The organism is Mycobacterium sp. SM1 (assembly GCF_018361265.1).
In the GTDB taxonomy this organism is placed as follows: Bacteria; Actinomycetota; Actinomycetes; order Mycobacteriales; family Mycobacteriaceae; genus Mycobacterium.
Map to the genome: position 1 here is coordinate 698434 of NZ_JAFLNH010000002.1, position 25955 is coordinate 724388.

Annotated in this window: 23 protein-coding genes and 1 tRNA gene; 6 read left to right on the forward strand and 18 right to left on the reverse strand. The window is 67.0% G+C overall.

Features of this window, described 5'->3' with window-relative positions:
* Positions 1-34 precede the first annotated feature (34 nt).
* Together MSM1_RS12875 and MSM1_RS12880 are read left to right on the forward strand one after the other, a co-directional pair.
* Positions 35-334 (forward strand): PE family protein, encoded by a 300-nt coding sequence (locus MSM1_RS12875; RefSeq protein ID WP_213442684.1) that lies wholly within the window; start codon positions 35-37, stop codon positions 332-334.
* Between the two features lie 11 nt (positions 335-345).
* Positions 346-1737 (forward strand): PPE family protein, encoded by a 1392-nt coding sequence (locus MSM1_RS12880; protein ID WP_213442685.1) that lies wholly within the window; start codon positions 346-348, stop codon positions 1735-1737.
* Between the two features lie 92 nt (positions 1738-1829).
* Here MSM1_RS12880 and MSM1_RS12885 read toward each other — a convergent pair whose 3' ends face one another.
* From MSM1_RS12885 to MSM1_RS12925, 10 genes are all read right to left on the reverse strand, one after another.
* Positions 1830-2510, reverse strand: coding sequence for a response regulator (locus tag MSM1_RS12885; protein ID WP_213442686.1), 681 nt, complete (start codon positions 2508-2510; stop codon positions 1830-1832).
* A 102-nt stretch (positions 2511-2612) separates the two neighbouring features.
* Positions 2613-5180, reverse strand: a complete 2568-nt coding sequence (locus MSM1_RS12890) for a sensor histidine kinase KdpD (protein ID WP_307857390.1) — start codon at positions 5178-5180, stop codon at positions 2613-2615.
* Between the two features lie 75 nt (positions 5181-5255).
* Positions 5256-6191: a potassium-transporting ATPase subunit C gene (locus tag MSM1_RS12895; protein ID WP_213442687.1), complete on the reverse strand. Its 936-nt coding sequence runs from the start codon at positions 6189-6191 to the stop codon at positions 5256-5258.
* Position 6192: 1 nt separating this feature from the next.
* The gene (gene kdpB / locus MSM1_RS12900; protein WP_213442688.1) at positions 6193-8364 is read right to left on the reverse strand and encodes a potassium-transporting ATPase subunit KdpB; all 2172 of its coding nucleotides are present in this window, start codon (positions 8362-8364) and stop codon (positions 6193-6195) included.
* Between the two features lie 2 nt (positions 8365-8366).
* Entirely contained in the window at positions 8367-10037 is a 1671-nt protein-coding gene (gene kdpA / locus MSM1_RS12905) for a potassium-transporting ATPase subunit KdpA (RefSeq protein WP_213442690.1), read from the reverse strand.
* Positions 10038-10127 carry a K(+)-transporting ATPase subunit F gene (kdpF, locus tag MSM1_RS12910; RefSeq protein ID WP_236055990.1) on the reverse strand — a complete coding sequence of 30 codons (90 nt, stop codon included), beginning with the start codon at positions 10125-10127 and terminating at the stop codon, positions 10038-10040.
* Positions 10124-10255, reverse strand: a complete 132-nt coding sequence (locus MSM1_RS22445) for a hypothetical protein (RefSeq protein ID WP_282100902.1) — start codon at positions 10253-10255, stop codon at positions 10124-10126. Before MSM1_RS22445 ends, kdpF begins: the two co-directional genes overlap by 4 nt.
* A gap of 345 nt (positions 10256-10600) precedes the next feature.
* Positions 10601-12271 (reverse strand): potassium-transporting ATPase subunit KdpA, encoded by a 1671-nt coding sequence (gene kdpA / locus MSM1_RS12915; RefSeq protein WP_213442692.1) that lies wholly within the window; start codon positions 12269-12271, stop codon positions 10601-10603.
* Between the two features lie 217 nt (positions 12272-12488).
* Positions 12489-14069 (reverse strand): cell wall metabolism sensor histidine kinase WalK, encoded by a 1581-nt coding sequence (locus MSM1_RS12920; RefSeq protein WP_213442694.1) that lies wholly within the window; start codon positions 14067-14069, stop codon positions 12489-12491.
* On the reverse strand, positions 14066-14833 hold the full coding sequence (locus MSM1_RS12925; protein ID WP_213442990.1) for a response regulator transcription factor: 768 nt from the start codon (positions 14831-14833) through the stop codon (positions 14066-14068). Before MSM1_RS12925 ends, MSM1_RS12920 begins: the two co-directional genes overlap by 4 nt.
* Positions 14834-15223: 390 nt before the next feature.
* On the opposite strand from MSM1_RS12925, the gene MSM1_RS12930 reads away from it, so the two are divergent.
* Together MSM1_RS12930 and MSM1_RS12935 are read left to right on the forward strand one after the other, a co-directional pair.
* On the forward strand, positions 15224-15535 hold the full coding sequence (locus MSM1_RS12930; RefSeq protein WP_213442696.1) for a PE family protein: 312 nt from the start codon (positions 15224-15226) through the stop codon (positions 15533-15535).
* Between the two features lie 71 nt (positions 15536-15606).
* Positions 15607-16959 carry a PPE family protein gene (locus MSM1_RS12935; RefSeq protein WP_213442698.1) on the forward strand — a complete coding sequence of 451 codons (1353 nt, stop codon included), beginning with the start codon at positions 15607-15609 and terminating at the stop codon, positions 16957-16959.
* Positions 16960-17016: 57 nt separating this feature from the next.
* Here the strand turns inward: MSM1_RS12935 and MSM1_RS12940 are convergent, their stop codons facing one another.
* From MSM1_RS12940 to MSM1_RS12975, 8 genes are all read right to left on the reverse strand, one after another.
* On the reverse strand, positions 17017-17301 hold the full coding sequence (locus MSM1_RS12940) for a WXG100 family type VII secretion target (RefSeq protein WP_213442700.1): 285 nt from the start codon (positions 17299-17301) through the stop codon (positions 17017-17019).
* 38 nt (positions 17302-17339) lie between these two features.
* Positions 17340-17636 (reverse strand): WXG100 family type VII secretion target, encoded by a 297-nt coding sequence (locus MSM1_RS12945; RefSeq protein ID WP_213440206.1) that lies wholly within the window; start codon positions 17634-17636, stop codon positions 17340-17342.
* A 123-nt stretch (positions 17637-17759) separates the two neighbouring features.
* A complete protein-coding gene (locus MSM1_RS12950) occupies positions 17760-18941 on the reverse strand; it encodes a PPE family protein (RefSeq protein ID WP_213442702.1) in 1182 nt (393 codons plus the stop codon).
* A 71-nt stretch (positions 18942-19012) separates the two neighbouring features.
* Entirely contained in the window at positions 19013-19861 is an 849-nt protein-coding gene (locus tag MSM1_RS12955) for a PE domain-containing protein (protein WP_213442704.1), read from the reverse strand.
* Positions 19862-20579: 718 nt separating this feature from the next.
* Positions 20580-20864 (reverse strand): WXG100 family type VII secretion target, encoded by a 285-nt coding sequence (locus MSM1_RS12960; RefSeq protein ID WP_213442700.1) that lies wholly within the window; start codon positions 20862-20864, stop codon positions 20580-20582.
* Between the two features lie 38 nt (positions 20865-20902).
* Complete coding sequence (locus tag MSM1_RS12965; protein WP_213440206.1) at positions 20903-21199, reverse strand: WXG100 family type VII secretion target; 297 nt, start codon at positions 21197-21199, stop codon at positions 20903-20905.
* 123 nt (positions 21200-21322) lie between these two features.
* Positions 21323-22495 (reverse strand): PPE family protein, encoded by a 1173-nt coding sequence (locus tag MSM1_RS12970; protein ID WP_213442706.1) that lies wholly within the window; start codon positions 22493-22495, stop codon positions 21323-21325.
* Between the two features lie 75 nt (positions 22496-22570).
* Complete coding sequence (locus MSM1_RS12975) at positions 22571-23392, reverse strand: PE/PPE C-terminal domain-containing protein (RefSeq protein ID WP_213442708.1); 822 nt, start codon at positions 23390-23392, stop codon at positions 22571-22573.
* Between the two features lie 367 nt (positions 23393-23759).
* On the opposite strand from MSM1_RS12975, the gene MSM1_RS12980 reads away from it, so the two are divergent.
* Positions 23760-23833 (forward strand) — tRNA-Leu (locus tag MSM1_RS12980).
* A 219-nt stretch (positions 23834-24052) separates the two neighbouring features.
* Positions 24053-25945 carry a hypothetical protein gene (locus tag MSM1_RS12985; protein WP_213442710.1) on the forward strand — a complete coding sequence of 631 codons (1893 nt, stop codon included), beginning with the start codon at positions 24053-24055 and terminating at the stop codon, positions 25943-25945.
* Positions 25946-25955: the final 10 nt, after the last annotated feature.

The following is a 25955-nucleotide window of genomic DNA, read 5'->3' on the forward strand; positions in this document are numbered from 1 at the left end:
TGGTTTACACCGACAAGGCAAGGAGGAGGAGAACATGTCTTTTGTGACGACACAGCCGGAATTGCTGGCGGCGGCGGCCGGCGAGTTGGCGGGCATCGGCTCGGCGATGAGCGCCCAGAATGCGGCCGCGGCGGCCCCCACAACGGGGGTGGTTCCCGCGGCCGCCGATGAGGTCTCGGCGCTGACCGCGGCGCAGTTCGCCGCGCACGCCCAGCTGTATCAGGCAGTGAGCGCTCAGGCGGCGGCGATCCATGAGATGTTTGTGAACGCTCTGGGCACCAGCGCAGCGTCGTATGCGGCCACCGAGGCCGCCAACGCCGTCGCAGCCGGCTAAGGGCTGCAGCGATGGATTTCGGGATGTTGGCGCCGGAGGTCACCTCCGCTCGCATGTATGCCGGTCCGGGGTCGGGGCCGATGCTGGCCGCCGCCGCGGGCTGGGACGCGCTGGGCGGCCAGCTGCGTTCGACGGCGGCCTCCTACTCCTCGGTGATCGCGGGGCTGACCACCGGCTGGCGGGGCCCGTCATCGGCGGCGATGGCGACCGCGGTGGCTCCATATGTGGCGTGGATGAGCACCACCGCCGCCCAGGCCGAGCAGGCCGCCACCCAGGCCCGGGCGGCGGTGGCCGCCTATGAAGCCGCGTTCGCGGCCACGGTGCCCCCGGCGGTGATCGCGGCCAACCGCGCTCGGCTGGCGTCGCTGGTGGCGACCAACGTTTTCGGGCAGAACACGTCGGCGATCGCGGCCACCGAGGCCGCCTACGCGGAGATGTGGGCGCAAGACGCCGCCGCGATGTATGGCTACGCCGCTTCTTCGGCGAGCGCCACCCACCTGACACCGTTCACCTCGCCGCCGCCCATCACCACACCGGGTGGGGTGGCCAGCCACGCCGCCGTGGTCGCCCAGGCCGCCGGCACCTCGGCCGGCGCGAGCGCGCGGTCGATGTTGTCCCAGCCGATGTCCCAGCTGATGTCTGCGGTGCCCTGGTCGCTGCAACGCCTGGCCGCGCCCGCCGGGGCGGACCCACCCTCGTTGCAGACTCTGCTGAGTAGCCTCCTCCCGCTGGTGGTAGGCCTGCAGGCGTATGAATTTACGACCCCAGCCTCCCTGCCGGCAAGAAATGCCTTGGTGAGCAGCACCTTGGGTTTCGGGCTGGACGCGCGGGGCTTCACCACCGGGCAGCTGCCCGTCCCGCTGGTGCCGGGAGCGCTTTACCCGCCGCTAGTGGGCCCGGGTGGGGCCAGGCCGGCGGTGTCGGCGGGCCTGGGCCGCGCGGGCGTGGCGGGGGCGTTGTCGGTGCCGCCGAGCTGGGCTGCGGCCACCCCGGCGGTCCGGCTGGCCGCCACCGTGCTGCAGGGCGGTGGCCCGGCTGCCGCTCCCCTGGTCGCGGCGGTAGGCCAGGGGAACTTGTTTGGTCAGATGGCCCTGGCGAGTCTGGCCGGTGGCGCCACCGGTGTCGCCACCGGTGGTGTCGTTTCCCGCGCCGTGAGCGGGGCCGGCGCCCGAGAAGAAGGCCCCAGCTCGGGGCGCGGCAAGGACGGCAAAACGCCGGACAAACTCAAACGTGTCCTTGCGGAACTGTCGCAGAAACCGGAGTCGGTGCAGCACTGGCACACCGACAAGGCTCACCTCGAAAGCCTCCTGGAGCAGCTGTCGACAAAACCGGGCATCCACGCGGTGCACGTGTCCGCCGTCGACAAGCCCAACCCCGCACGCCCCACGGCGCGGTGGGGCTAACCGCAGAAATGCTCCCGACACTTCGCTCCGTGGTGGCAGAGGGAATCGTGGTACGCCGATAACGCATTCGATGTCAAAGCGCTCACTAGCGATCACGCCTGAAAGCGATAACCCATACCCGCCTCGGTCAGCAGATGGCTCGGATGTGACGGGTCGTCCTCAAGTTTGCGCCGCAACTGCGCGAGGTAGACCCGCAGATAATGGGTTTCCTTGGCGTACTTGGGCCCCCACACCTCTTTGAGCAGCTCCTCGCGCCCGACCAGCTTGCCCCGATTGCGTACCAGCATCTCCAGCATTCCCCACTCGGTGGGCGTCAGGTGGACCTCCTGGCCGTTCTTGATCACCTTTTTCGCCGACAGGTCAACGGTGAACGACCTGGTTTCCACCACCGGATCGTCTGGGCCGGCGGCCGCGGTCGCCCGTCGCACCGCGGCCCGCAGCCGTGCCAGCAGCTCGTCCATGCCAAACGGCTTTGTCATGTAATCGTCCGCGCCAGCGTCGAGCGCTTCCACCTTGTCCCCGGAGTCGGTGCGTGCCGACAGCACGATCACCGGGGCGGTCATCCAGCCGCGCAGGCCGGTGAGCACCTCGATGCCGGAGATGTCGGGCAGGCCGAGATCGAGGATTATCGCGTCAGGGTGCTGCTCGGCGGCGGCTCGCAGGCCGCCGGATCCGGTTGCGGCGGTGACTACTTCGTAGCCGCGCACCGACAGGTTGATGCGCAGTGCGCGCAAGAGCTGCCGGTCGTCATCGATCACCAGCACACGGGTCATTGGCGCCGTTCCTTCGCATCGCGCCGCTCTGCGTCGTCGCCAGCGCGGGTCATGACCGCCGCGCCCCCGCAGCGGCGCGCTCTGCGTCGTTGCTGGCGCGGGTCATGGCCGTAGATCCTGGGGAGGCGCGGCCAGGTCCACTTCGACGGTGAGCCCACCGCCGGGCGTGTCGGTCGCCTGGATGGTGCCTCCCATTGCCTCGACGAACCCTTTTGCCACCGACAGCCCAAGGCCCAGGCCGGTGGTGTTGTCGCGGTCGCCGAGCCGCTGAAACGGTTCGAACATCCGCTCCGCGGCGCCCTTGGCGACGCCCGGCCCCTCGTCGACGACGGTGATCAGCACCCGTTTGCCCGCTCGACCCGCTTTGACCCACACGACGCTGTCGGGCGCGTAGCGCAGCGCGTTGTCGATGAGGTTCGCCAGCACCCGCTCCAGCAGGCCGGCGTCGGCCATGGCTACCGTGCCGCCGACCTCTACCTTGACCCGGTCCAGGCTGTCGTGCCCGAAGACCGCGGTGCGCTTGCCGATGCCGACAAGCGCGCGTTGCACGACCTCCTCCAGATACACCGGGGCGAGTTCCGGCCGGATCGCGCCCGCGGCCAGCCGGGACGAGTCCAGCAGGTTGCCCACCAGCGCGGTCAGCCGGTCGATCGACTCTTCAATGGTGGCTAGCAATTCGGCGGTGTCCTCGGGCGAAAAGCTGACGTCTTCGGCGCGCAGGCTGGATACCGCCGCCTTGGCGGCGGCCAGGGGGGTCCGCAGATCGTGGCCGAGCGCCGAGAGCACCAGGCGGCGCAGCTCATCGGAGTGCGCGAGAGATTCGGCCTTGCCGGCCTCTTCGGCAAGCTCGCGCTGTTTGACCAGACCTGCGGCCTGGGTGGCGACGGTGGACAGGACCCTGCGGTCGCGGCCGGTCAGGGGCCGGCCAGAAAGCAGCATCCAGAACCCCTCCTGGCCCGCTTCCACCGCGGTGTCCGCGGAATCCACCGCCACACAGGGTTCCTTGCCAACGCAGGCCACCACCTGCGACTCACCGTCGACCTTGCGCACCAGGCTCACCGCCCGCTGGGAGTAGGTCTCCCGGACCCGCTCCAGCAGCGTGTCAAGGTCGGCGCCGCGCAGCACCGACCCGGCGAACAGCGCCAGCAACTCGGCCTCCTGGGCCGCCCGCCTGGCTTCCCGGGCGCGACTGGCCGCGGTGTCCACCAGCACGGCGATACCCATCGCGACCCCGAGCAGGACCACTATGGTGACGAGGTGGCTGGGATTGTCTACCGCGAAGCTGTAGCGGGGGGCGGTCAGAAAGTAGACCAATAGCACACCGGACAACAGCCCCGACAGGATGGCCGGCGCCACGCCGCCGAACAACGCAACGGCAATCACCCCGGCAAAGAAGATGGCGGTCTTACCGCCTACGTCGAGCACCCGGTCCAGCCAGGCCGCCGTGATCCCCAAGACGGCCCACGGCACGATGACGGCCGCCAGCCAAGACACAACGTTACGAGCCCGCGGCGAGAAGGACGAGAACGGCACCCCGCGGTGGGCCTGCTCATGGCTGACCAGGTGCACGTCGATCTTCCCCGAACGCTCGATAGTGGCCTCGCCGATCCCCTCGCTGAAGATCCTCGCCCACCGTGATCGCCGGGAGGTGCCGAGCACTAGCTGGGTGGCGTTGGTCTCGCGGGCGAAGTCGAGCAGCGCGCTCGGCACGTCGTCACCGACCACGGTGTGCACCGTCGCGCCCACGCTGGCGGCGAGCTCGCGCACCTTGCCCATCTGGGGTACGGAGAGGCCCGAGAGCCCGTCGCTGCGGACGACGTGCACCACCATGAGCTGCGCGCTGGACTTCGATGCGATCCGAGAGGCGCGGCGCACCAACGTTTCCGATTCCGGCCCGCCGGTCACGGCGACCACCACCCGTTCACGGGCTTCCCAGGTGTCGGTGATCTTCTTCTCGGCACGGTATTTCGCCAGCGCGGCATCGACCTGGTCTGCCAGCCACAGCAGCGCGATTTCCCGCAGCGCGGTCAGGTTGCCGGCACGGAAGTAGTTGGACAGCGCCGCGTCGATCCGCTCCGGCGGGTAGACGTTGCCGTGGGCGAGCCTGCGCCGCAACGCTTCCGGTGTGATGTCGACCAACTCGATCTGGTCTGCTTTGCGGACCATTTCGTCGGGCACGGTTTCCCGCTGCTCGATACCGGTGATCTGGGCCACGACGTCGTTGAGGCTCTCCAGATGCTGGACGTTGACCGTCGAAATCACCGTGATTCCGGCATCGAGCAGTTCTTCGACGTCCTGCCACCGCTTGGAGTTTTTGCTGCCCGGAACATTGGTATGCGCGTATTCGTCAACCAGCACCACCTCCGGCCGGCGCCGCAGCACCGCCTCGACGTCCATTTCGGGAAAACGGGTCCCGCGGTAGGTGATGTAGCGCGGCGGAATGACCTCGATGCCTTCGAGGAGTTCAGCCACCTTCTTGCGGCCGTGGGTCTCCACCACCGCGGCGACGACGTCGGTGCCGCGCTCCAGCCGGCGGTGCGCCTCACCCAGCATGGCGTAGGTCTTGCCGACACCCGGCGCCGCGCCGAGGTAGATGCGCAACTCGCCGCGGCGGCGCGGTTGCGCTCGGCGCGTGACCGGCTCGTGCTGGTCGGTCGCTGCAGGCGCAATCTGCTCGTCAAGGCCCGTCACACGGGGCGCAACGGGCCGATCGGTGGTCACACGCACATCATTCCACCGGAAACGTCAAGACTTCACCGGATATCTGCGGTCCAGCTCGATGTTGAGCATCAGCACGTTGACCACGGGCTCGCCGAAAAAGCCGAACGGGCGACCGTGCTGGTTATCGCGCACCACGGCGCGCACCTGCTCGGGCCCGATCCCGCGCGCCCTGGCCACCCGGGCCACTTGAAGGTCGGCATAAGCCGGCGAAATGTCGGGGTCCAGGCCGCTGCCGCTCGCCGTCACGGCGTCCGCCGGCACCGCCGGGTGATCGGGCGCCGCACCCCTGATCGGCACGATCTGGCCGATCGAGTAGTCCTCACCGTAACGAGCGCACTCCACCCGCACGCCCTCGTAGCTGGCCAGGAACACCTGATCCGGTCCGCCCGCCGCCTTCGCGCACGGCTCATTCACGCTGACCACCCGGGTTGGATGCACCACATTGCCGGTTGAGTCGCGGGGACCGATCACCGACAACACCGCGCCAACCCCGCTTCCGGTGCAGAACGGGCGCGAACCATCGACCCCCTCCAGTCGGCCGATCGCGACACTGCGCGAGCACACCTGCGTGAGCAGGCTGGGTTTAAATCCCGCGGTGGCCGGGTCCGCGCCCGCGGCCAGCTTGGCCGGATCAGCTGGGGTGTCGACGATGCTTTCCGGACCGAGATTGCTGCCCCCGGAGGCAAGAGGATCGTAGCCGGACCCGGCCGCCGACGGCCTGCTCTGGAAATACTGCGGCAGTGGGTTGCCGTCCTTGTCGGTGAACAGCTGGCCGATCAGCTTGCTGCCGACCGGCTTTCCGGAGACTGTGACTATTGAGCCATCCGCCTTGTGGCGCAGTCCGGGTAGTTGCGCGACCCCCCAAACGGCCAGCGGGTAGGCGATGCCGGTGATCACGGTCAGCGCCAGCAGCGCGCGCAGCGCCGCCCAATGCAGGCGGATCAGGTTGGCGAGTCTCACGTCAGCTCATCCCGGGGAGAAGTTGGACAACCAGGTCGATCAATTTGATCCCGATGAACGGGGCGATGATGCCGCCGATGCCGTAGATGTAGAGGTTGCGACTCAACAGCTTTGCCGCGCTACTCGGCGTGTAGCGCACCCCGCGCAGCGCCAGCGGGATCAGCAACACGATGATGATCGCGTTGAAGATCACCGCTGACAGGATCGCAGACTGCGGACTGTGCAGCCGCATCACGTTGATCGCATCCAGACCGGGGAACATCGCGACGAACATCGCCGGGATGATCGCGAAGTATTTCGCGATGTCGTTGGCAATCGAGAACGTGGTCAACGCGCCGCGGGTGATCAGCAGCTGTTTTCCGATTTCGACGATCTCGATGAGCTTGGTGGGGTCTGAGTCCAGGTCCACCATGTTGCCGGCCTCTTTGGCCGCGCTCGTTCCGGTGTTCATGGCCACCCCGACATCGGCCTGGGCCAGCGCGGGCGCGTCGTTGGTGCCGTCGCCGGTCATCGCGACCAGACGACCGCCCTCCTGCTCGCGCTTGATCAGCACCATCTTGTCCTCGGGGGTGGCCTCGGCGAGGAAGTCGTCGACCCCGGCCTCGTCGGCGATCGTCTTGGCGGTCAGCGGATTGTCGCCGGTGATCATCACCGTGCGGATGCCCATCCTGCGCATCTCGTCGAAGCGCTGACGCATGCCATGCTTCACCACGTCTTTGAGGTGGATGACGCCGAGAACTTCGGCTTTCTTGCCGGCCCGACCGGCACCAGCATCGTGGCGGACCTCACCCACCACCAGCGGGGTCCCGCCTGCCGCGGCAATGCCGTCGACGATCTCGCCGAGTATGGTCGGAGGGCTGCCGCCCTGACGGCGGATCCAGTCGGTGACAGAGCTGGCCGCCCCCTTACGTAACTGCCGCCCATCGATGTCGACGCCCGACATCCGCGTCGCCGCAGTGAATTCGACCCATGACGCGTTGGTGAGCTCGCCGGGTGTGCGCTCCCGCAGCCCGTAGGCCTGCTTGGCGTAGACGACGATCGAGCGGCCCTCCGGGGTTTCGTCGGCGAGGCTGGACAGCTGCGCGGCATCGGCGAATTGCTCGGGGGTGATGCCGCCGAGCGGAATGAAGTCCGACGCCTGCCGACTGCCCAGCGTGATGGTCCCGGTTTTGTCGAGCAGCAACGTGTTGACGTCACCGGCCGCCTCCACCGCGCGGCCGGACATGGCCAGCACGTTGCGCTGCACCAGCCGGTCCATGCCGGCGATGCCGATCGCCGACAGCAGCGCGCCGATGGTGGTGGGAATAAGGCACACCAGCAGCGCCACGAGGACGACACCGGTGACGCCGTTGTTGTTGAGGGCCGCGGTGTTCGGGACACCGGGGTTATTCATCTTGGAGTAGATCGCCAGCGGCTGCAGTGTGGCCACCGCGAACAAGAAGATGATGGTCAGCGCCGCGAGCAGGATGTTCAGCGCGATCTCGTTGGGAGTCTTTTGCCGGTTGGCCCCCTCGACCAGCGCGATCATCCGGTCGATGAAGCTCTGGCCGGGCTTCTGGGTGATCTTGACCACGATGCGGTCGGAAAGCACGGTCGTGCCACCGGTCACCCCCGAGCGGTCGCCCCCGGATTCCCGGATCACCGGCGCCGATTCGCCGGTGATGGCCGATTCATTCACCGACGCAATGCCTTCCACGACCTCCCCGTCGCCGGGAATGATTTCGCCGGCTTCCACGACGACGATGTCGCCTTGCCTCAGCTCCGGCGCGCGGACATCCTCTCGGATGCCCTCGGTGCCGGGTGACCAATCCCGTAAGCGGTGCGCGATGGTATCGGCCTTGGACTTGCGCAGGGTGGCGGCCTGCGCTTTGCCGCGCCCTTCGGCGACCGCCTCGGCCAGGTTGGCGAAAACCACCGTCAACCACAGCCAGAACACGACGAGCCAGCTGAACCACGACGAGGCACGGATCGCCAGGATGGTCGACCACGCGGCGCCGATCTCGACGATAAACATCACCGGGTTGCGCCACAAGGTGCGCGGGTCGAGCTTTCGCAGCGCGTCGGGCGTCGACTTCAGCAGCATCTTCGGGTCGAGCAGCCCACCCTGAACCCGTCCGCTCGGTAAGTGGGCGGCGGGCACTGGACCAGCCGAATCGGCCCTGGAAGTTAGCATGTCTAGTGAATTCCTTCCGCGAGCGGCCCGAGCGCCAGCATGGGCAGGAAGGTGAGGGCGACCAGGATGATCGCCACGGCCGTGACCAGGCCGACGAACTGCGGGCGGTGGGTGGGCAGGGTGCCGAGGGACTGCGGCGTGATGCCCTGACGGGCCAGCGAGCCGGCCAGCGCCAGCACCAGGATCATCGGCAGAAATCTGCCGATCAGCATCGTCAGGCCAAGGGCGGTGTTGTACCACACCGTGTTCGCGGACAGGCCCGAGAAAGCGGAGCCGTTATTGTTGGCCGCGGAGGTGAACGCGTACAACACCTCCGACAGGCCGTGCGGCCCGGTGTTGAGCATGCTGGCGCGCTCGCCCGACAGCGCCATCGCAACCGCGGTGCCCAGCAGCACCAGCAGCTCGGTCGCGAGGAAATAGCTTGCCGCGAACGTCATTTCGCGTGCTCTGATCTTTTTGCCCAGATACTCCGGGGTGCGCCCGACCATCAGCCCGGCGACAAACACCGAGATCACCGCCAGGACGAGCATGCCGTACAGGCCCGAGCCCACCCCGCCCGGGGCCACCTCGCTCAGCTGCATGTTGAACAGCTCCATCAGGCCGCCCAGGCTGGTGTAGGAGTCGTGCTGGGAGTCGATCGCGCCGGTAGACGAGAGGGTGGTCGCGTCGGCGAACACCGCGGAGTTGGCGACCCCGAAACGCTGCTCGACGCCTTCCATGGCCGCGCCCACCGCGGTGGGGACGGTGCCGTGGTGCTGCAGCTGAAACAGCCCGATGAGGCTGATGCTGATGACGGCCAGGGTTGCCATGATCGCGGCAATCGCGTAGCCCTGCTTTGTGCTGCCCACCATCCGGCCGAAGGTACGCGGCAACGAGAAAGCGATCACCATCAGCAGAAAGATCTCGACCCAGTTCGTCCAGGTGCTCGGATTCTCGAACGGGTGCGAGGAATTGGCGTTGTAAAAGCCACCCCCGTTGGTGCCCAGCTCCTTGATGGCTTCCTGGCTGGCGACCGGGCCTCCGGTGATGGTCTGCCGCGGGCCGGCCAGCGTGCTCACTACCTGGTCGTTGAGGTGGAAGTTCTCGATCACCCCGCCGGCGAGCAGCACGAGCGCGCCGATGAATGCGATCGGCAGCAGGATGCGCAGCGTGCCGCGCACCAGATCCACCCAGAAGTTGCCCAGCTCAACGGTCTTCGTCCGCGCGAAGCCGCGAACCAGGGCGACCGCGACGGCCATGCCCACCGCGGCCGAGACGAAGTTCTGCACCGCCAAACCGGCCATCTGCACCAGGTGGCCCTGCGTTGACTCGCCCGAATACGCCTGCCAGTTGGTGTTGGTGACAAAGCTGACCGCGGTGTTCCAGGCCAGCGCGGGCGTCATCGGCGTCGCCGGATCATGCAGGTGCAGCGGCAGCTTGCCCTGCGCCAGCTGCAAGAAGAACAAGAAGAGGATGCTGACCGCCGAGAACGCCAGCACGCTGCGGGAGTAACCGTCCCACGTCTGCTGGGCTTTGGGGTCGGCGCCGATGATGCGGTAGATGACCCGCTCGACGCGCCAGTCGCGCGTCGAGGTGTAAACGCGATACATGTAATCGCCCAGCGGCACGTGCGCCACCGCCAGCGCCGCCACCAGCGACGCGAGAAACGCGATCCCCGCGGATAGGTTGCTCACCTAAAACCGCTCCGGAAAGAGCAGGGCCGCTGCGAGGTAGACCGCCAAGAGCACACTGAGCACCAAGCCGATGAGGTTGTCGTAGCTCACAGTCGCTCGACCAGCCTCTGCGCCCAGCCCAGCAGGGCGAAGACCCCCACCGTCAGCAGGGTGTAGGCAACCACGGACATTAACCTCTCCGTTCGCGACACGGGCCGATCAGCACGATCGTCGACCATCTACGCGCACCGTGCAAGTTGGCCCTCGACCGGTCATGCAGCTTAGCCCTCCACGGTGAGGTGCTGAAATGAAGTTCAGCGCGGTCGGGGCGCGGCGTTTGGTTGTTGACGCTTTCTTTACGGCCTGCCGGCCGCTTTTCGATCCGGGGATGTGTCTGACCCGGTGCTCTCAGGTCCGCCACTCGATCGTTCGGCAACCGTCCGGAAGCGACCAGGAAAACCGTTTGGCCTTCGAAGAATTCGGTGGTGACCGGGCAGCGGTGCGCGGTGATAGTCGAGGCGATGGTCGCTAGGCCCGACTCCGCTCGGACCATCGCTGCCCGACGCGGGTGGAACATGGCGTTTTTAGTGGATTCCTTCCGCGAGCGGCCCGAGTGCCAGCATGGGCAGGAAGGTGAGGGCGACCAGGATGATCGCCACGGCCGTGACCAGGCCGACGAACTGCGGGCGGTGGGTGGGCAGGGTGCCGAGGGACTGCGGCGTGATGCCCTGACGGGCCAGCGAGCCGGCCAGCGCCAGCACCAGGATCATCGGCAGCAATCTGCCGATCAGCATCGTCAGGCCAAGGGCGGTGTTGTACCACACCGTGTTCGCGGACAGGCCCGAGAAAGCGGAGCCGTTGGTGTTGGCCGCGGAGGTGAACGCGTACAACACCTCCGAGAGGCCGTGCGGCCCGGTGTTGAGCATGCTGGCGCGCTCGCCCGGCAGCGCCATCGCAACCGCGGTGCCCAGCAGCACCAGCAGCTCGGTCGCGAGGAGATAGCTTGCCGCGAACGTCATTTCGCGTGCTCTGATCTTTTTGCCGAGATACTCCGGGGTGCGCCCGACCATCAGCCCGGCGACAAACACCGAGATCACCGCCAGGACGAGCATGCCGTACAGGCCCGAGCCCACCCCGCCCGGGGCCACCTCGCCCAGCTGCATGTTGAACAGCTCCACCAGGCCGCCCAGGCTGGTGTAGGAGTCGTGCATCGAGTCGACGGCGCCGCTGGAGGTGAGCGTGGCCGCGTCGGCGAACACCGCGGAGTTGGCGACCCCGAAACGCTGCTCGACGCCTTCCATGGCCGCGCCCACCGCGGTGGGGACGGTGCCGTGGTGCTGCAGCTGAAACAGCCCGATGAGGCTGATGCTGATGACGGCCAGGGTTGCCATGATCGCGGCAATCGCGTAGCCCTGCTTTGTGCTGCCCACCATCCGGCCGAAGGTACGCGGCAACGAGAAAGCGATCACCATCAGCAGAAAGATCTCGAACCAGTTCGTCCAGGTGCTCGGATTCTCGAACGGGTGCGCGGATTGAGCGTTGTAGAAGCCGCCTCCGTCACTGCTGAGCACTTTGATGGACTCGTAGCTGGCGACCGGGCCTCCGGTGATGGTCTGCCGCGGGCCGGCCAGCGTGCTCACCACCTGGTCGTTGAGGTGGAAGTTCTCGATCACCCCGCCGGCGAGCAGCACGAGCGCGCCGATGAATGCGATCGGCAGCAGGATGCGCAGCGTGCCGCGCACCAGATCCACCCAGAAGTTGCCCAGCTCAACGGTCTTCGTCCGCGCGAAGCCGCGAACCAGGGCGACCGCGACGGCCATGCCCACCGCGGCGGAAAGGAACATCTGGACGGCGATGCCGGCCATCTGCACCAGGTGGCCCTGCGTTGACTCGCCCGAATACGCCTGCCAGCTGGTGTTGGTGACAAAGCTGACCGCGGTGTTCCAGGCCAGCGCGGGCGTCATCGGCGTCGCCGGATCATGCAGGTGCAGCGGCAGCTTGCCCTGCGCCAGCTGCAAGAAGAACAAGAAGAGGATGCTGACCGCCGAGAACGCCAGCACGCTGCGGGAGTAACCGTCCCACGTCTGCTGGGCTTTGGGGTCGGCGCCGATGATGCGGTAGATGACCCGCTCGACGCGCCAGTCGCGCGTCGAGGTGTAAACGCGATACATGTAATCGCCCAGCGGCACGTGCGCCACCGCCAGCGCCGCCACCAGCGACGCGAGAAACGCGATCCCCGCGGATAGGTTGCTCACCTAAAACCGCTCCGGAAAGAGCAGGGCGGCGAAGACCCCCACCATCGGCACGGTGCAGGCAACCACGGACATTAGCCTCTCCGTTCGCGACAACCAACCAGATCATCGACGGCATGCGGGCACGATGTCACCACGATGCAACTTCGTGCTCGGCGATGAGGACTGAAACGACGCTAGGCCCGATCGGCGCGCCGCCGCTTCCCCGTTGACGCTTTCTTTACGGTCCGCAGCCAGGGCTGCGGGCCAAGGCCGCGGCGCGCGGCGTCTGACACACGCGACCTGTCCGTTGCGATTTCTCGGTGGGCCGCTCGATCATCGGAAGGCGCACCCGAAACACGGTCCGGCCGTCCGCGGACTCGGCGCTGACCGAGCCGTGGTGCGCCCTGGCGATCGAGGCGACGATGGCCAGACCCAATCCGCTGCCCGAGCCGCTGGAGCGGGCCTGGTGCGTGCGCACGAACCGCTCGAACAGGTTCGGCAGGAGAGCAGGATCGATATCGGGTCCGTCATCGGCGACCGTCAACTCGGCGTAGGGCACGCCGGCTTCGCAACGGGTGATGCCCGTCGTCACCGTCACGCCGGGCGGATTATGCACCCCGGCATTGGTCAGCAGGTTGCTGACGAGCTGATGCAGACGCGCCCGGTCTCCGCGGACCCAGACCGGAGCGTCCGGCAGATTCTTGACCCAGCGGTGTGCGGGTGCGGCCACCGCGGCGTCGTTCACCGCGTCGATGACGAGGTCGGTCAGGTCGACGTCTTCGGTCTGCAGGTCATCGCCTTCGCCGAGGCGGGAGAGCAGCAGCAGCTCGTTGACCAGCGACGCCATCCGGCGTGCTTCCGACTCGATGCGGGCGAGGGCGTATTCAGTGGTTGGTGGCAGCGCTGCGCTGTCCTGGCGGGTGAGTTCCGCATAACCCTGGATCGCCGCAAGCGGGGTCCGCAGCTCATGGCTGGCGTCGGTGATGAACTGCCGCATGCGCCGATCGGATTCGGCGCGATGCGCCAGCGCGCTATCGACGTTGTCCAGCAACCGGTTCAACGTATGCCCGAGGATTCCGACCTCGTTGTCGGGGTCGGTGTCGCCCGGCTCCACTCGCACCGAGATCCGGTGGTCGTCGCCGGTGAGTGGCATGCCGGCGACCTCTGCGGCTTTGGCGGCAACACGGCGCAGCGGGCGCAGGGCGCAGCGAACCACAGATATCGTGAGTACCGCTGTGATCAGCAATGCGGTCACGAAAAGCACTGCAGCGGTTATCGTTCTGCGCAATACCTCGCGGTTGGCGAGGTTCAGCGACACCCCCACGACGAGCCGATCGCCGCCGGCGGAGCGACTGTCGACGCGGTAAGAGCCCAGGCTGCCTAATTCCTCGGTGCGTGGCGGTTCATCCTTCCACGACTGCGCCTCGATGGCGCGCACGACATCGGCTGGGAGAGGCCGCGGCTCGTCTTCGGCGAAGACCGCCGACCCGATCACCACGCCGCCATGCAGTACCGCGATGACATTTCCCTCATTCTGACCGGTGAACCCCAGCATTGCCCGTTCGAGGCTCGCCTCGCCCGCGTGTACCGGTGGGCCTTCCCGGTATCTGGTGTATGAGTGGCTCAGCGCGTCCAGCGACTCGGAGACTTCCGCGTCGTTCATCGCGGTGACGTACTGCTGCAAGCTAAGTACCGATATGACGCCAAAGGCGGCCAATACCACACTGACAACGGACAGCACTCCGAATAACAACTGGCGGCGCAAGGAGCGTGGGCGCCACCGATTGATGGTGCGCCGGGCGGTCGATGCGCGGGTCATTCCGGCGGCCGCAGCAGGTATCCGATTCCGCGCACCGTGTGGATCATCGGTTCTCGGCCCGCGTCGATCTTCTTGCGAAGATAGGAGATGTACAGGTCGACGATGCTGGTGCGGCCGGCGAAGTCGTAATTCCACACCCGGTCGAGAATCTCGGTGCGGTGCAGTGCCCGGCGTGGATTGCGCATGAGGAATCTCAGCAACTCGAACTCGGTTACAGACAGCGAGATCGGCGTACCGTCGCGGTAGACTTCGTGGCTGGCGGCGTCCAGGATGAGGTCGCCGACGCGGAGAGTCTCATCGGCCGGTGGGGCCAGATGGGTGGAGCGGCGCAGCAACCCGCGCAGCCTGGCCACCAATTCCTCCAGGCTGAACGGCTTGGTGATGTAGTCGTCTGCCCCCGCGGTCAGGCCGGTGACTCGGTCCATCACCGAATCCCGTGCGGTGAGAAACAGGCTGGGCGTGTAAGCGTCCGCTTCACGGACCTGCTGCAGAATCTGCAGTCCGTCGACGTCGGGAAGCATGATGTCCAGGACGAGCACGTCGGGGCCGACGTCGTGGAATTTGGCGATCGCCTCCCGCCCATTATGGGCAACGTCGACAACCCAGCCCTCGTAGTGCAGCGCCATCGTGACGAGGTTGGTCAGGGCCGGTTCGTCGTCGACCAGCAACACCCGGATCGGTGATCCGTCGGCCCGCTGGATCCGGGGCAGTTGCCCGAGGATGGCTTGGCGCGGCCGCTGATCACGCGCATACCCCGATGTCATTTCCTCCCGCTTCCCGAGCGCACACCCGATTGTAACGAAGTTCACCGCATTCTCAAATGTTTACGCTGTCATGGGTGCCGGGCGACGTTGTCAGTTATGGGTTTTCTATGTGTCACGCGAGTGCGCTTGATATGCGTTCTATTTCAAAAATACTGTGGGGCATAGCGATTAGCTGAAGGAAGGTTGAACGATTAGTAAACATTTGCTTAACCAGCTGGCTGCGAGCAGCTTTCGGCCACCGTCACGATCCGGATCGACCGAGATCGTCGTTCGCCTATTGGATTCGCCTAGTGGACCCACTTACTGGACGCGTCGTCCGCCGGGGTGCCCGGATGGGACCCCAAGCGGAGCCGCGTGTTTTGGCCCTGTATTGAAAGTTAGGAAAAGACAATGCCATTCGTGACATCGTATGTCAGCGTATATCCGGACATGCTGTCGGCGGCGGCGAGTGACTTGCGGGTCATCGAAGCGGAGCTAGCCGCCGCAACCGCGGCCTCGGCCGCCCCTACGGGCGGGGTGATCCCCGCAGCCGCCGACGAGGTGTCGGTGCTGACCGCGGCGCAATTCGCCACGCACGCCGGCAGGTATCAAGAAGTCGCCGCCCAGGCCACCGCGGTTCACGACCTGCTTGTCACCACCTTGGCCGGCAGTGCCGCCTCCTATGCGGCCACCGAAGCCGCCAACGCCGTCGCCGCCGGCTAACCCGACCGGCCAATAGGAGCCAATAGACCAATAGGACAATTGGATAGGATTGGATAGGATTGGAAAAAGCAATGGATTTCGGGGCTTTGCCTCCGGAGATCAACTCTGCTCGGATGTATGCCGGTGCGGGATCGGCTCCGCTGTTGACCGCGGCGGGCGCCTGGGATGGTTTGGCGAGGGATCTGTACTCCGTGGCAGCCTCGTGCCAGTCGGTTATCTCGAGGCTGACCAGCAATGGCTGGCTGGGTCCGGCGTCGGTGTCGATGGCGGCCGCCGTTGCGCCGTATCTGGACTGGATCTCCGCCACCGCGGCTCAGTGTGAGCAGGTGGCCGCCCAGGCCAGGGCCGCGGCCGCCGCTTATCACGCGGCATTTGCCATGACGGTGCCGCCGCCGATGGTCGCGGCCAACCGGGCCCACCTGGCCGCGCTGGTGGCCACCAATTTCTTCGGTCAGAACACGCCGGCGATCGCCGCCACCGAAGCCGACTACGGCGAGATGTGGGCTCAAGACGCAGCCGCCATGTACGGCTATGCCGGAGCCTCGGCGCAGGCGACCGCACTGACGCCGTTCACGCCACCGATACCCCCCACCGCGCCCGGGGCACTGGGGACCCAGGCCGCCGCGGTGACCCGGGCGGCGGGCGCCTTGGCCGGTATTCACACCCAGACGATGACGTCGTCGATCTCGGCGGTGCCCCGGGCGCTGCGGGGGCTTGCGCAGCCGTTGCAGTCGGCATCAGTCGCGCCGGGAATGTCGGAAGCGGCCGTCGGCAACGGAGCCTCAGCCGCATCCTCTCCGGCCTCTTCTCCAACGAGCGCACTGATGGCGCTGGCTAATGCCCCCGGCAGGGACGCCGGCCACGGCGCCGGTGCGGGAACCACCGCTTCCCCTGGCCTGGCCGGGTTGTCGTCCTTCCTGAGCTCACCGGCCGGCGTAGCAGCCGGTGTTGGATCGGGTATGGGCGCCGATGCCGGTGGCGTTGCCGCAGACCTCGGCGGGCTCGGCATGGATTTCATGGGCGCGGGCCTGGATTTGACGGGCGCGCAGACGCTCTCGGATGGGGGCGGCAGCTTAGGGCCGCTGGGTGACTTCAGCTTCGTGGAACACCTTGGTCCAGAGGCCGGCTTAGTAACCGTGAGCGGCCTCGATAACGGCGGGGCGTCGGCGAGTATGGGTCAGGCGCTACCGCTGGGCGCGTTATCCATACCCCAGAGCTGGACCGACGGACCCGCCGCAGAAACGACGGTGCCGGTCGGTGCCGTGCCGCTGCCGGGTACTGGCCTTAACGCCACATCGGCGGTAGTGGCCGGCAGGCCCGGTGGGCTCACGATGCCTTGGCCGGGCGGACGCGAAGCCGACGGTGCGACGCCCCGGATGGGATTTCGGCCCACGGTGATTCCGCGCTCACCCCTGGCCGGGTAACTCGGCAGGCTCGTGGCGCCGACAGCGGCGCCGCCCCGCGCGATCGCGAGATCGGGGTCAGGCCCAGCTGGAGCCGACGGCGGCGTCGGTGTCGGCCATGTTGGCGCCGGCGGTTTGCACCTTGGCGCCATGGGCGTTGGCCTGCTCGTAGATCACCTGAAAGTTGCGGCCCAACTCGGTGATGAACTGCTGGCACGCTGTAGATCCGGCGCCACCCCAAAAGTCCCCGGCGGCCAGCACATCACGAACAATGGCCTGATGCTCGGCCTCCAGCGCCATCGCCTGGGCGCGAATCGTGGCCCCGTGGGCGTCCACATCCCCGAACTGGTAGTTAATCGTCATGGTGTTCTCCTGAAAGTCGTGTAGAGGTCTTGGCTCCGCTAGCTGCTCAGCAGGTGCTGGGAGGCCTGCTCTTGGGCCTCATAGTTGTTGGCGTCACGGATCAGCCCGTCACGCACCCCGTGCAACATGTTCACGATGTTGCGAAACGCCTGATGCATCTGGGCCATGGTGTCATAGGAGGTGGCCTGCGCGGCCCCGCTCCAGCCCGCCCCGGCGATGTTTTGGCTAGACGCCCACATCCTGCGGGCCTCGTCCTCCACCGTTTGGGCGTGCACATCAAAACGGCCCGCCATCGCCCGCATCTGATGCGGATCGGTCATAAAACGCGTCGGCATTTTGTCTCTCCTTAACTCGAGATCATCGACTGTGCCGGGAGGCAATGTAGCCGTTGGGGTAGCGTAGGGTTTGCCGTTAAACGGCTAGTTTCGAATACGTGACATGTTCGGGCTTTCTTCCCGTCAGCCCACGCCCACCGGGCGGGGCATCACGGTCGGTTTGACCCCGTAGCGCGGAGCGCCGAATCCGGCGGCTCCCCGCGTGGCTGTGGCCACCGCCGGGATGCCGGCCGGCAGTGTTGCCGCCGGCTCGCCTTCCGGGGCGGCCGCCCAGCCCACACCCGTTAGCGGCTCGGCGCTCGATGCCGGGGTGGCCGCCGACCAGCCGGCCGGCACCGACAACGCGCCGACCGAGGATGCCTGGCCCACACCCGCTAGCACCGGTGCCTCACCTGTGCCCGGCCCAACCGCACTTGCCAGCACCGTTCCACCACCCAAGCCGGCGCCCAGGGGGGTGACGTCACCGAGGGTGACACCTGCCGGGGCGTTGGCGAGGAAGTGTCCCAGCAACGGCATCGACGTGAGGAGCATCATGACATTCCACGCCGCGGTGACATCCACCGAGTTGATGGTATTCGTCACGAACGTGTTGCTGAGGACGCTGTTGATCGAGCTCAAGATTCCCGGATCCGACGATCCGGTCGCCGCACTCAGCGGGTTAGCGAGCCCTCCCACTGCGCTGGGCAAGGTCGAGACCAGCTGTGGCAGCTCGGCCTGTGCGGCGGTCTTCGAGGCGGCGGCATGGGTGAGCGCACCGGCTTGGAGGGCCGGTCCGGCTGGATTGGTGGTCGGCAACGGGGAGGTCAACGGGCGCAATGTTGCGGCGGCCGCCGAGGAGGCGGCGTAGCCGTACATCGCGGTGGCGTCTTGGGCCCACATCTCGGCGTAGTGAGCCTCGGTGGCCATGATCGCTGGGGTGTTTTGCCCCAGGAAGTTGGTGGCCACTAGTGCGGCCAGTTGGGCGCGGTTGGCCGCGATCACCGGTGGGGGCACCGTCATCGCAAAGGCCGTCTCATAGGCGGCCGCGGACGCCGTGGCCTGAGCGGCGGCGTGCTGAGCGGCCTCAGCGGTGTAGCGCATCCACGCGATATAGGGTTCGGCCGCGGCGGCCATCGACACCGAGGACGGACCCAGCCACTGCCCGGTCAGCTCCGAGATCACAGACTGATAGGCAGCCGCCGCGGTGCCCAGCTCGGCGGCCAGGCTGTGCCAGGCCGCCGCTGCGGCCATCATCGGCCCCGACCCCGGGCCGGCGTACATGAGCCCGGAGTTGATCTCCGGGGGAAGCGCTCCGAAATCAAACATTGCTGTATCCCATTCCTGGTAACGAATCTTGTTGCTTTAAACCTGCGGTAAACCGGTCGCGACCGTGGTCCCTAGACGACCTCGGGTTTGGGCATCACGGTGGGCTTCACGCCGTAGCGCGGCGCCCCCAAGCCGGTGGCTTTGCTAACCGTGGCCACCGCCGGCATCCCGGCCGGCACGGTTGCCGCCGGCGCGCCCACCGGGGCGGCGGCGGTCCAGCCCGCGCCTGTCACCATCGCAGGGGCAGCGCTCGCCGCTGGTACGGCTTCCCCGGCCCAGCTGGGGGGCACCGACAGCCCGCCGACCGAGGACGCCTGACCCCGACCGGCCAGCACCGGCGCGCCGCCGAGACCCGAGCCGGCCGGCGCCACCGTGTTGGCCAGGGTCGATCCGTCCAAACTGGCCGCCAAGCCGATGTCGGCACCGGCGCCCTCGGCGGTCTCGGCAGGGATAGCTGTCAAAAGGCCGCCGCCGGACATCCCGATCAAGTCCGAGGCGGCGGAGCCCCAGTTTCCGGCTTGAATGTTCAGGAGATTGGCAACGTTGCTGATGAGTCCGGGGTCCGAGGACGTTGAGGAGCTGGTCAACCCGCCGAGGGGTCCCGAGAACCCCGCCACAGGCGAACCGGTCGCGGCCGTGTTGGCGGCCTCGGTATCGGCGTAGGAGCCGGCGCTGGTGCGCAAGGCGTTCACGAACATCTCCTGGATCGCCTGGGCGTGGGCGCTGACGTGCTGATACCAGGTGCCGTACGCTGCGAATTGAAGCGCCTGCAGCACCGACACCGGATCCGCTGCTGCGGGAATTACGCCGGTGGTCGGGGCTGCCGCGGCAGCGTTTTCGACGGCCATTGCGGAGCCGAGGCTTTGCAGCCGCGCCGCCGCGCACGTCAACGCCTCGGGCAATGTGGTCACAAAAGACATCGATCCTCCTTACGGACGTTCGCCAGCCCACGAGGGGTCGACTATTGGGCTCACGCCTGACTTTTATCACCGTGATGGTTTCCGTGACGCTGTAAGGCTGCGATCGGTCGGTTTTTCTGGTGGCCGTGCGGATTGGTGCACTAGGCGTGGTTCCGTGTGTGTCTTGAGAATTTAATTAGTGGTGGACTTGGATGTGGGCACCCGACGCGGGCCGGTGCCGATCACATCTTCGCGGTCCGCTCGGCTGTGGGATGCGCTGCGCCGGGGACTATGAGGCGCTCGGGGTTCCACAGCGCCGCTGGAGGCGACGCGGTTTTCGCCACCTGGTGTTGGCGTGGCTCATCGAGCCGACCACCAAGGCTGATTCGTTGCGGGTCTTAGGATGGATTCGTTGCGGGTCTTAGGGAAGGCCGGGGTGCCCGGTTTGTATCCGACGCTGAGCAGCCGATCGCACCTATTCGTCAAACCCGTTTTTAAGCAGGCGCTTTCAACAGCATGCGGCTGGCGCGCGGTGTCCGACTCGGATGCCTTTGAGTGGGGGTGCGACGCCGCGTTCTCTGGCCGGATCGCCTGGGGTCAATCCCCGAGCAGTGTCGGCGGTCCGGCGTTCGGGTGTCGTCCCGAGAGGGCAGTCGTGGGTATGCGACAGGGCCGCACACCGCGGTGGTGTGCGGCCCTGTCTGAGGGTTGGGCCCGGCGAGGAGCGGGGGAATCGGGGTCAGGCCCAGCTGGAGCCGACGGCGGCGTCGGTGTCGGCCATGTTGGCGCCGGCGGTTTGCACCTTGGCGCCATGGGCGTTGGCCTGCTCGTAGATCACCTGAAAGTTGCGGCCCAACTCGGTGATGAACTGCTGGCACGCTGTAGATCCGGCGCCACCCCAAAAGTCCCCGGCGGCCAGCACATCACGAACAATGGCCTGATGCTCGGCCTCCAGCGCCATCGCCTGGGCGCGAATCGTGGCCCCGTGGGCGTCCACATCCCCGAACTGGTAGTTAATCGTCATGGTGTTCTCCTGAAAGTCGTGTAGAGGTCTTGGCTCCGCTAGCTGCTCAGCAGGTGCTGGGAGGCCTGCTCTTGGGCCTCATAGTTGTTGGCGTCACGGATCAGCCCGTCACGCACCCCGTGCAACATGTTCACGATGTTGCGAAACGCCTGATGCATCTGGGCCATGGTGTCATAGGAGGTGGCCTGCGCGGCCCCGCTCCAGCCCGCCCCGGCGATGTTTTGGCTAGACGCCCACATCCTGCGGGCCTCGTCCTCCACCGTCTGGGCGTGCACATCAAAACGGCCCGCCATCGCCCGCATCTGATGCGGATCGGTCATAAAACGCGTCGGCATTTTTGTCTCTCCTTAACTCGGAATAATGACTCTAATGAAGGCACCGTTGCCGTGTAAACCACCATCGGGCGTGCCGTTAACCGGCTGGTTTCAACCGCGTCGCAATGTTCCCCCTTCGTCTCGTCATCCGACACCCATCGGTTTGGGCATCACGGTGGGCTTGAACCCGTAGCGCGGACCGCCGAATCCGGCGCCGGCGCCCTTGGCGGCCGCCGCCATCCCCGGCATCCCGGGCATCGCCGTAACCGGACCGGCTTCCTCGGCGGCGGTGGCGGCGGTCCACCCCGAGCCCTCCAGCGGGGCGGTCGACGACGCCAGCGTCGCCGGGGTCGCCGCAGACCAGCTGGCCGGCACCGAGAGACCGCCGACCGAGGACGCCTCGCCCAGACCTGCCGTCACCGCACCGCCGAAGCCCGACTGGGCTGACCCCGCAAGTGTTGCACCGCCCAAACCCAAGCCCGCGCCGAGGGGGGTGACATCACCGACGGTGAAGCCGAGCGGAGCGTTGGCAACGAAGTGCCCAAGGACCGGAAAGGTCGCTGTCATCATGGCGACATTCCAGGCCGCGGTGACACCGACGTTGTAAATGGCGTTTTGGACGACCGGGACATTTGACCAATCAATGAGCGTCGGGCCGCTGGGGGGGTCGCTGGCAGCCGCCGTCGCCGCGGTCGACGCGTTAGTCAGACCGGAACTTAACTGCTGGGTGGCTGGGGACGTCGCTGCCTGGGTGGTGGCGGCGTTTTGCAGGGCCCCGGCGGCCGGGTTGGTGGCCGGCGTCTCCGGCGATAGCGGCTGCAGGATCCCGGCGGCCGTCGAGGCGGCCTGGTAGGTGTACATGGTGGTGGCGTCTTGCACCCACATCTCGGCGTACTGGGCCTCGGTGGCCATGATCGCCGGCGTGTTGACGCCCAGGACGTTCGTCGCGACCAGCGCTGCCAGCCGAGCCCTGTTTTCGGCGATCAGCGGCGGCGGCACGATCGCCGCGAACGCCGCCTCATAAGCGGCCGCCGAGGCGGTGGCCTGGGCGCCCGCCTGCTCCAGCGCCGCCGCCGTGGTGGTTTGCCAGGACACGATAGACTCGCCCGCGGCCGCCGCCGCCGTCGACCCGGCGCCCGTCCACTGCTCGGTGGTCAGCGTCGCCAGGATCGACTGCCACTGAGCCGCCGCGCTGCTCAGCTCGGCGGCCAGGTTGTGGTACGCCGTCGCGGCGGCCATGAGCGGTCCCGCGCCCGCACCGGTGTACATGAGCGTCGAGGTGATCTCGGGGGGTATGGCTGCCCAATCGAAAACCATTTCTGTATGCCGTCCCTTTTGTTTGTCCGGATTTCGCTGCTTTCAAGTACGCGTGAGCGTGCCGGGGCCGCCCCTCTAGACGGTCGCCGGTTTGGGCATGACGACGGGCTTGACGCCGTAGCGCGGCGTGCCGAAGCCGGCCGAGCCGCGCGTGGCCGAGGCCATTCCGGGCATGCCGGGCACGATCGTTCCCGGCCCGGCTTGCGGCGCCGCGACGGTCCAGTCCGCGGTCTGCAGCCCCATCGGGGTGGTGCCGGACACTGTGGCGGCGGTTCCGGCCCAACTCGGCGGCACCGACAACTTGCCGACCAAGGTCGCCTGCCCCAGGCCCGCGGTCACCGGCATCGCCCCGATGCCGGCCAGGCCAGGGCCGACCGCCGGCGCCGTCGTGCCCGCGAGCTCGGTTGCGCCGGCAAGCCCGGCAAGGTCTTCGCCGGCCTCAGCCGGAGCCGATATGGCGGAAAGCAAGCCACCGCCGCCCATCCCGATGACGTCCGAGTAGGCTGAGGCCCAGTTCCCCATCTCATCCATCGGTATCGTGGTGACGCCTTGCGACAGGATGCCGGTGTTGAGGAAGTTGTAGAGGCTGGTCAAGCCCGACGGGTCGGAAGCGGCCTTGCTCGCGTTGGCGGCCTCGGTGGACGCATAGGTGTTGGAGCTTTGCGCCAGCGTGTTCGCGTACTGCTCTTGAATGGCCTGAGCTTGCGCGGCGATCTGCTCGTATTGAGCGCCGTACGCCGAGAAGATCGCCGCCTGCTGCATCGATACCGGGTCGGCGGCTGCCGGAGCGACGGCGGTGATCGCCGGCGCGGCACCGCTGTTCTGCGCGCTCAGTGAACTGACGATCGCCCCCAGCTGCGCCGCCGCGGCGGCCAACTCTTCAGGCACTGTTAGCATCTATAGCTCCTCGTGGGTGAACCATGCCGACCCCAACACGCCAGACCGCCCCTATGCGTTGGCGTGTGGGCCCCTGCTTGATGTGATCGGCGTAAGGCTAGTGACTGCCCCGTCCACAATCCGGGGTCAAACGGCCGAGGGTGACAGCCGTTTACGGGTTTTTAACGCCGACGCGGGCACTTTTAACAAACTCCTGTCGAACTACATAGGACGGTTACGTAACCCTGGGCGGTAAAACGAAAACGAGGCGTGGCGGCGCGCGCACCTTACCTGACGTGCCGCGCTGGCGCCCGTTTGGGCGCGAGCCGATATCTGGGGGGTACGGGGGTGTCCCGGAAGGGGTTCGGCGCGCTACATTCGCCGCCGGGCCCCCATAGCCCAATCGGCAGAGGCAGCGGACTTAAAATCCGTCAAGTGTCGGTTCGAGTCCGACTGGGGGCACGGGCCAAGACGCGGGTAACGAAAGCTTCCAGGCAAAACCGCATGCCGCTTGTCAGTTGGCCGCCATATTGCGCCCCGCAAGCGGGGCTGGGCCAGCGGGCGGGAGTCCTTGCCCCGGTAGGCCCCGGTGCGCCGGGTAGCGGGCTCCGGGTTCGTCGCCGAGAGGCGGCGGGCTAACCCAGGTATCGTTTTTGGCCAGCCGGAACTGTGTGAGAGGCCATGCTATTGGTTGAGCCGATTATTGTTGTGCTGGGCCCGTGGCGGGGCGGCACGTCGGCGGTCGCTGGCGTGCTGCGCAACATCGGTGTGTTTATGGGCAGTGAATTCGACTTCACTCCTTTCACAACGCACGAAACCTGGGAGGAATTGCGCCTCAGCCATTTGCTCCGCAGGGCTTTTAACCAGCACACCGGGCAATTCCGAATGGACGCCGGCTCTTTTAAAGCGAAACTTCGCAGTTGGGCCGACGAGCATCGCCGTGCTGCCCACGTCGCGGGGTGCCGGCCCGGCGTGAAGCATCCGCTGCTGTGTCTTGGACTTGATTTCATCCGTGATGCCTGGGGCCCGGTGGTGCCGCTCGTCGTGGACCGGCCGTTAGCGAACGTAGTGGCGTCGCTGAACAGGCACGGATGGTTCGGGAGCGAGCCGGAACGCGTCGCGGTGACGACCCGTCTGATCTCGGCGCGTGACCGCGCGTTAGCCGATACCGCGGTTGTCAGGGCCGACTTCGAGGCGCTTCGCGCCGCGCCCGCCGTGGTGATCCGCGAGCTCGCGGAGCAGCTGGGCCTTGAGGTGACAGCGGCCCAGGTGCAGGCGGCCGAAGCAAGCATTCTGCGCCCCGGCGATGTGCGTCTGGGCGTCCCGGACGGGGATCCGCGACTGCATATCCGCGATCTGCGGCTGGCCGAGGTCGAACGCGATCCTGGAAACGGAGAGTCGGTCTTGCGTCTAGCCCAGGCCTACTTCGTGCTGGGGGATTTCGTCAACGCGCGCAAATGGTATGCGCGACGGGCTGAGATGGGTGGCTGGGACGAGGAAGTCTACATCGCGATGCTCGAAGTCGCGCACTTGATGGAGCGGCTCGGTGAGCCGTGGGCGAATGTCCAAGACGCTTTGCTGAGGGCTTGGGAGTTCCGGCCGGCCCGCGCCGAGCCGTTGTATGCGATCGCCCGCTGGTACCGCGCACAGCAGCGTTTCCGACTCGGCTACCAGTTCGCCCGGCTCGCCACCGAGATCCCGTTGCCCGAAAAGGACTTACTGTTTGTCCGGGAGGACATCTACGCGTGGCGCGCCAGCGCCGAGCGGGCGATGTGCGCGGCCGGGATCGGTGATCATGCCGAGGCGTTCGCGCTGTGCCAGCGGCTGCTGGCTCGACCCGATATCCCCGACGGTGATCGCCAAAGGATCGCGAGCATCCGCGACATGTGTGTGCCGAAGATGATCGATGCGGCGTCGGCGTATCCCCGTAAGCTGGTGCAGCGGTTGCTCACCGGTCAAGGTGACGTGCTCGTCAGCCTGGTCGCCGGGCGGGATCGCAGCGGCACCGAGCAAACGCTGAACTCGTTTCTGAACTGCTGCACCGATGTGTCGCGGGTCGGGCGCTTCCTGCTGGTCGACGCCGGTCTGTCGGCCCAGGACCGCGCCGTGCTGCAAAAGCGTTACGGGTTCCTCGAATTCGCCCATCCCGGCCCCACCGGCGCGCCCGCCGCCCAACTCGCGCACATTCGCACTCAGATCTATGGACGGTTCTGGTTGCATCTGAGCCGGGGCTGGCGGTTTTTTGTCCCTGAGAATTTCATCACCCGCCTAACCGCGATCCTCGAGGCCGAACCGCAGGTGTTCCAGGTGGCGATCAACTTCGCCGACGCGGCCGAGCTCCCCGGCGCCTGCGTCGCCGGGGAGGGGGTGCGCCGCGCACCCCATGCCGGCCGCTATCTGCTCACCGATACGGTGGCCAGCGGCCCGGCGATGTTCGATACCGCACGCCTAGATCGGGCCGGCGGTGTGCGGGGCACTGACGCGGATCCGATGGCGGCACTGGGGCGGCGGGCGGCCGCCGCCGGGCTGCGCACCGCCAGCCTCGACGAGGTGTTCTGCCTCGCCGCGGCCTGACATCACGTGC

Bases quoted from the DNA above. Each gene is read 5' to 3' on its own strand.
- MSM1_RS12880 (WP_213442685.1), top strand. From the start codon at position 346: ATGGATTTCGGGATGTTGGCGCCGGAGGTCACCTCCGCTCGCATGTAT.
- MSM1_RS12970 (WP_213442706.1), bottom strand. From the start codon at position 22,495: ATGGTTTTCGATTGGGCAGCCATACCCCCCGAGATCACCTCGACGCTC.
- MSM1_RS12950 (WP_213442702.1), bottom strand. From the start codon at position 18,941: ATGTTTGATTTCGGAGCGCTTCCCCCGGAGATCAACTCCGGGCTCATG.
- MSM1_RS12935 (WP_213442698.1), top strand. From the start codon at position 15,607: ATGGATTTCGGGGCTTTGCCTCCGGAGATCAACTCTGCTCGGATGTAT.
- MSM1_RS12920 (WP_213442694.1), bottom strand. From the start codon at position 14,069: ATGACCCGCGCATCGACCGCCCGGCGCACCATCAATCGGTGGCGCCCA.
- MSM1_RS12975 (WP_213442708.1), bottom strand. From the start codon at position 23,392: ATGCTAACAGTGCCTGAAGAGTTGGCCGCCGCGGCGGCGCAGCTGGGG.
- MSM1_RS12885 (WP_213442686.1), bottom strand. From the start codon at position 2,510: ATGACCCGTGTGCTGGTGATCGATGACGACCGGCAGCTCTTGCGCGCA.
- MSM1_RS12985 (WP_213442710.1), top strand. From the start codon at position 24,053: ATGCTATTGGTTGAGCCGATTATTGTTGTGCTGGGCCCGTGGCGGGGC.
- MSM1_RS12960 (WP_213442700.1), bottom strand. From the start codon at position 20,864: ATGACGATTAACTACCAGTTCGGGGATGTGGACGCCCACGGGGCCACG.
- MSM1_RS22445 (WP_282100902.1), bottom strand. From the start codon at position 10,255: ATGGTCGACGATCGTGCTGATCGGCCCGTGTCGCGAACGGAGAGGTTA.
- MSM1_RS12945 (WP_213440206.1), bottom strand. From the start codon at position 17,636: ATGCCGACGCGTTTTATGACCGATCCGCATCAGATGCGGGCGATGGCG.
- MSM1_RS12940 (WP_213442700.1), bottom strand. From the start codon at position 17,301: ATGACGATTAACTACCAGTTCGGGGATGTGGACGCCCACGGGGCCACG.
- kdpB (WP_213442688.1), bottom strand. From the start codon at position 8,364: ATGCTAACTTCCAGGGCCGATTCGGCTGGTCCAGTGCCCGCCGCCCAC.
- MSM1_RS12965 (WP_213440206.1), bottom strand. From the start codon at position 21,199: ATGCCGACGCGTTTTATGACCGATCCGCATCAGATGCGGGCGATGGCG.
- MSM1_RS12925 (WP_213442990.1), bottom strand. From the start codon at position 14,833: ATGACATCGGGGTATGCGCGTGATCAGCGGCCGCGCCAAGCCATCCTC.
- MSM1_RS12955 (WP_213442704.1), bottom strand. From the start codon at position 19,861: ATGTCTTTTGTGACCACATTGCCCGAGGCGTTGACGTGCGCGGCGGCG.
- MSM1_RS12930 (WP_213442696.1), top strand. From the start codon at position 15,224: ATGCCATTCGTGACATCGTATGTCAGCGTATATCCGGACATGCTGTCG.
- MSM1_RS12875 (WP_213442684.1), top strand. From the start codon at position 35: ATGTCTTTTGTGACGACACAGCCGGAATTGCTGGCGGCGGCGGCCGGC.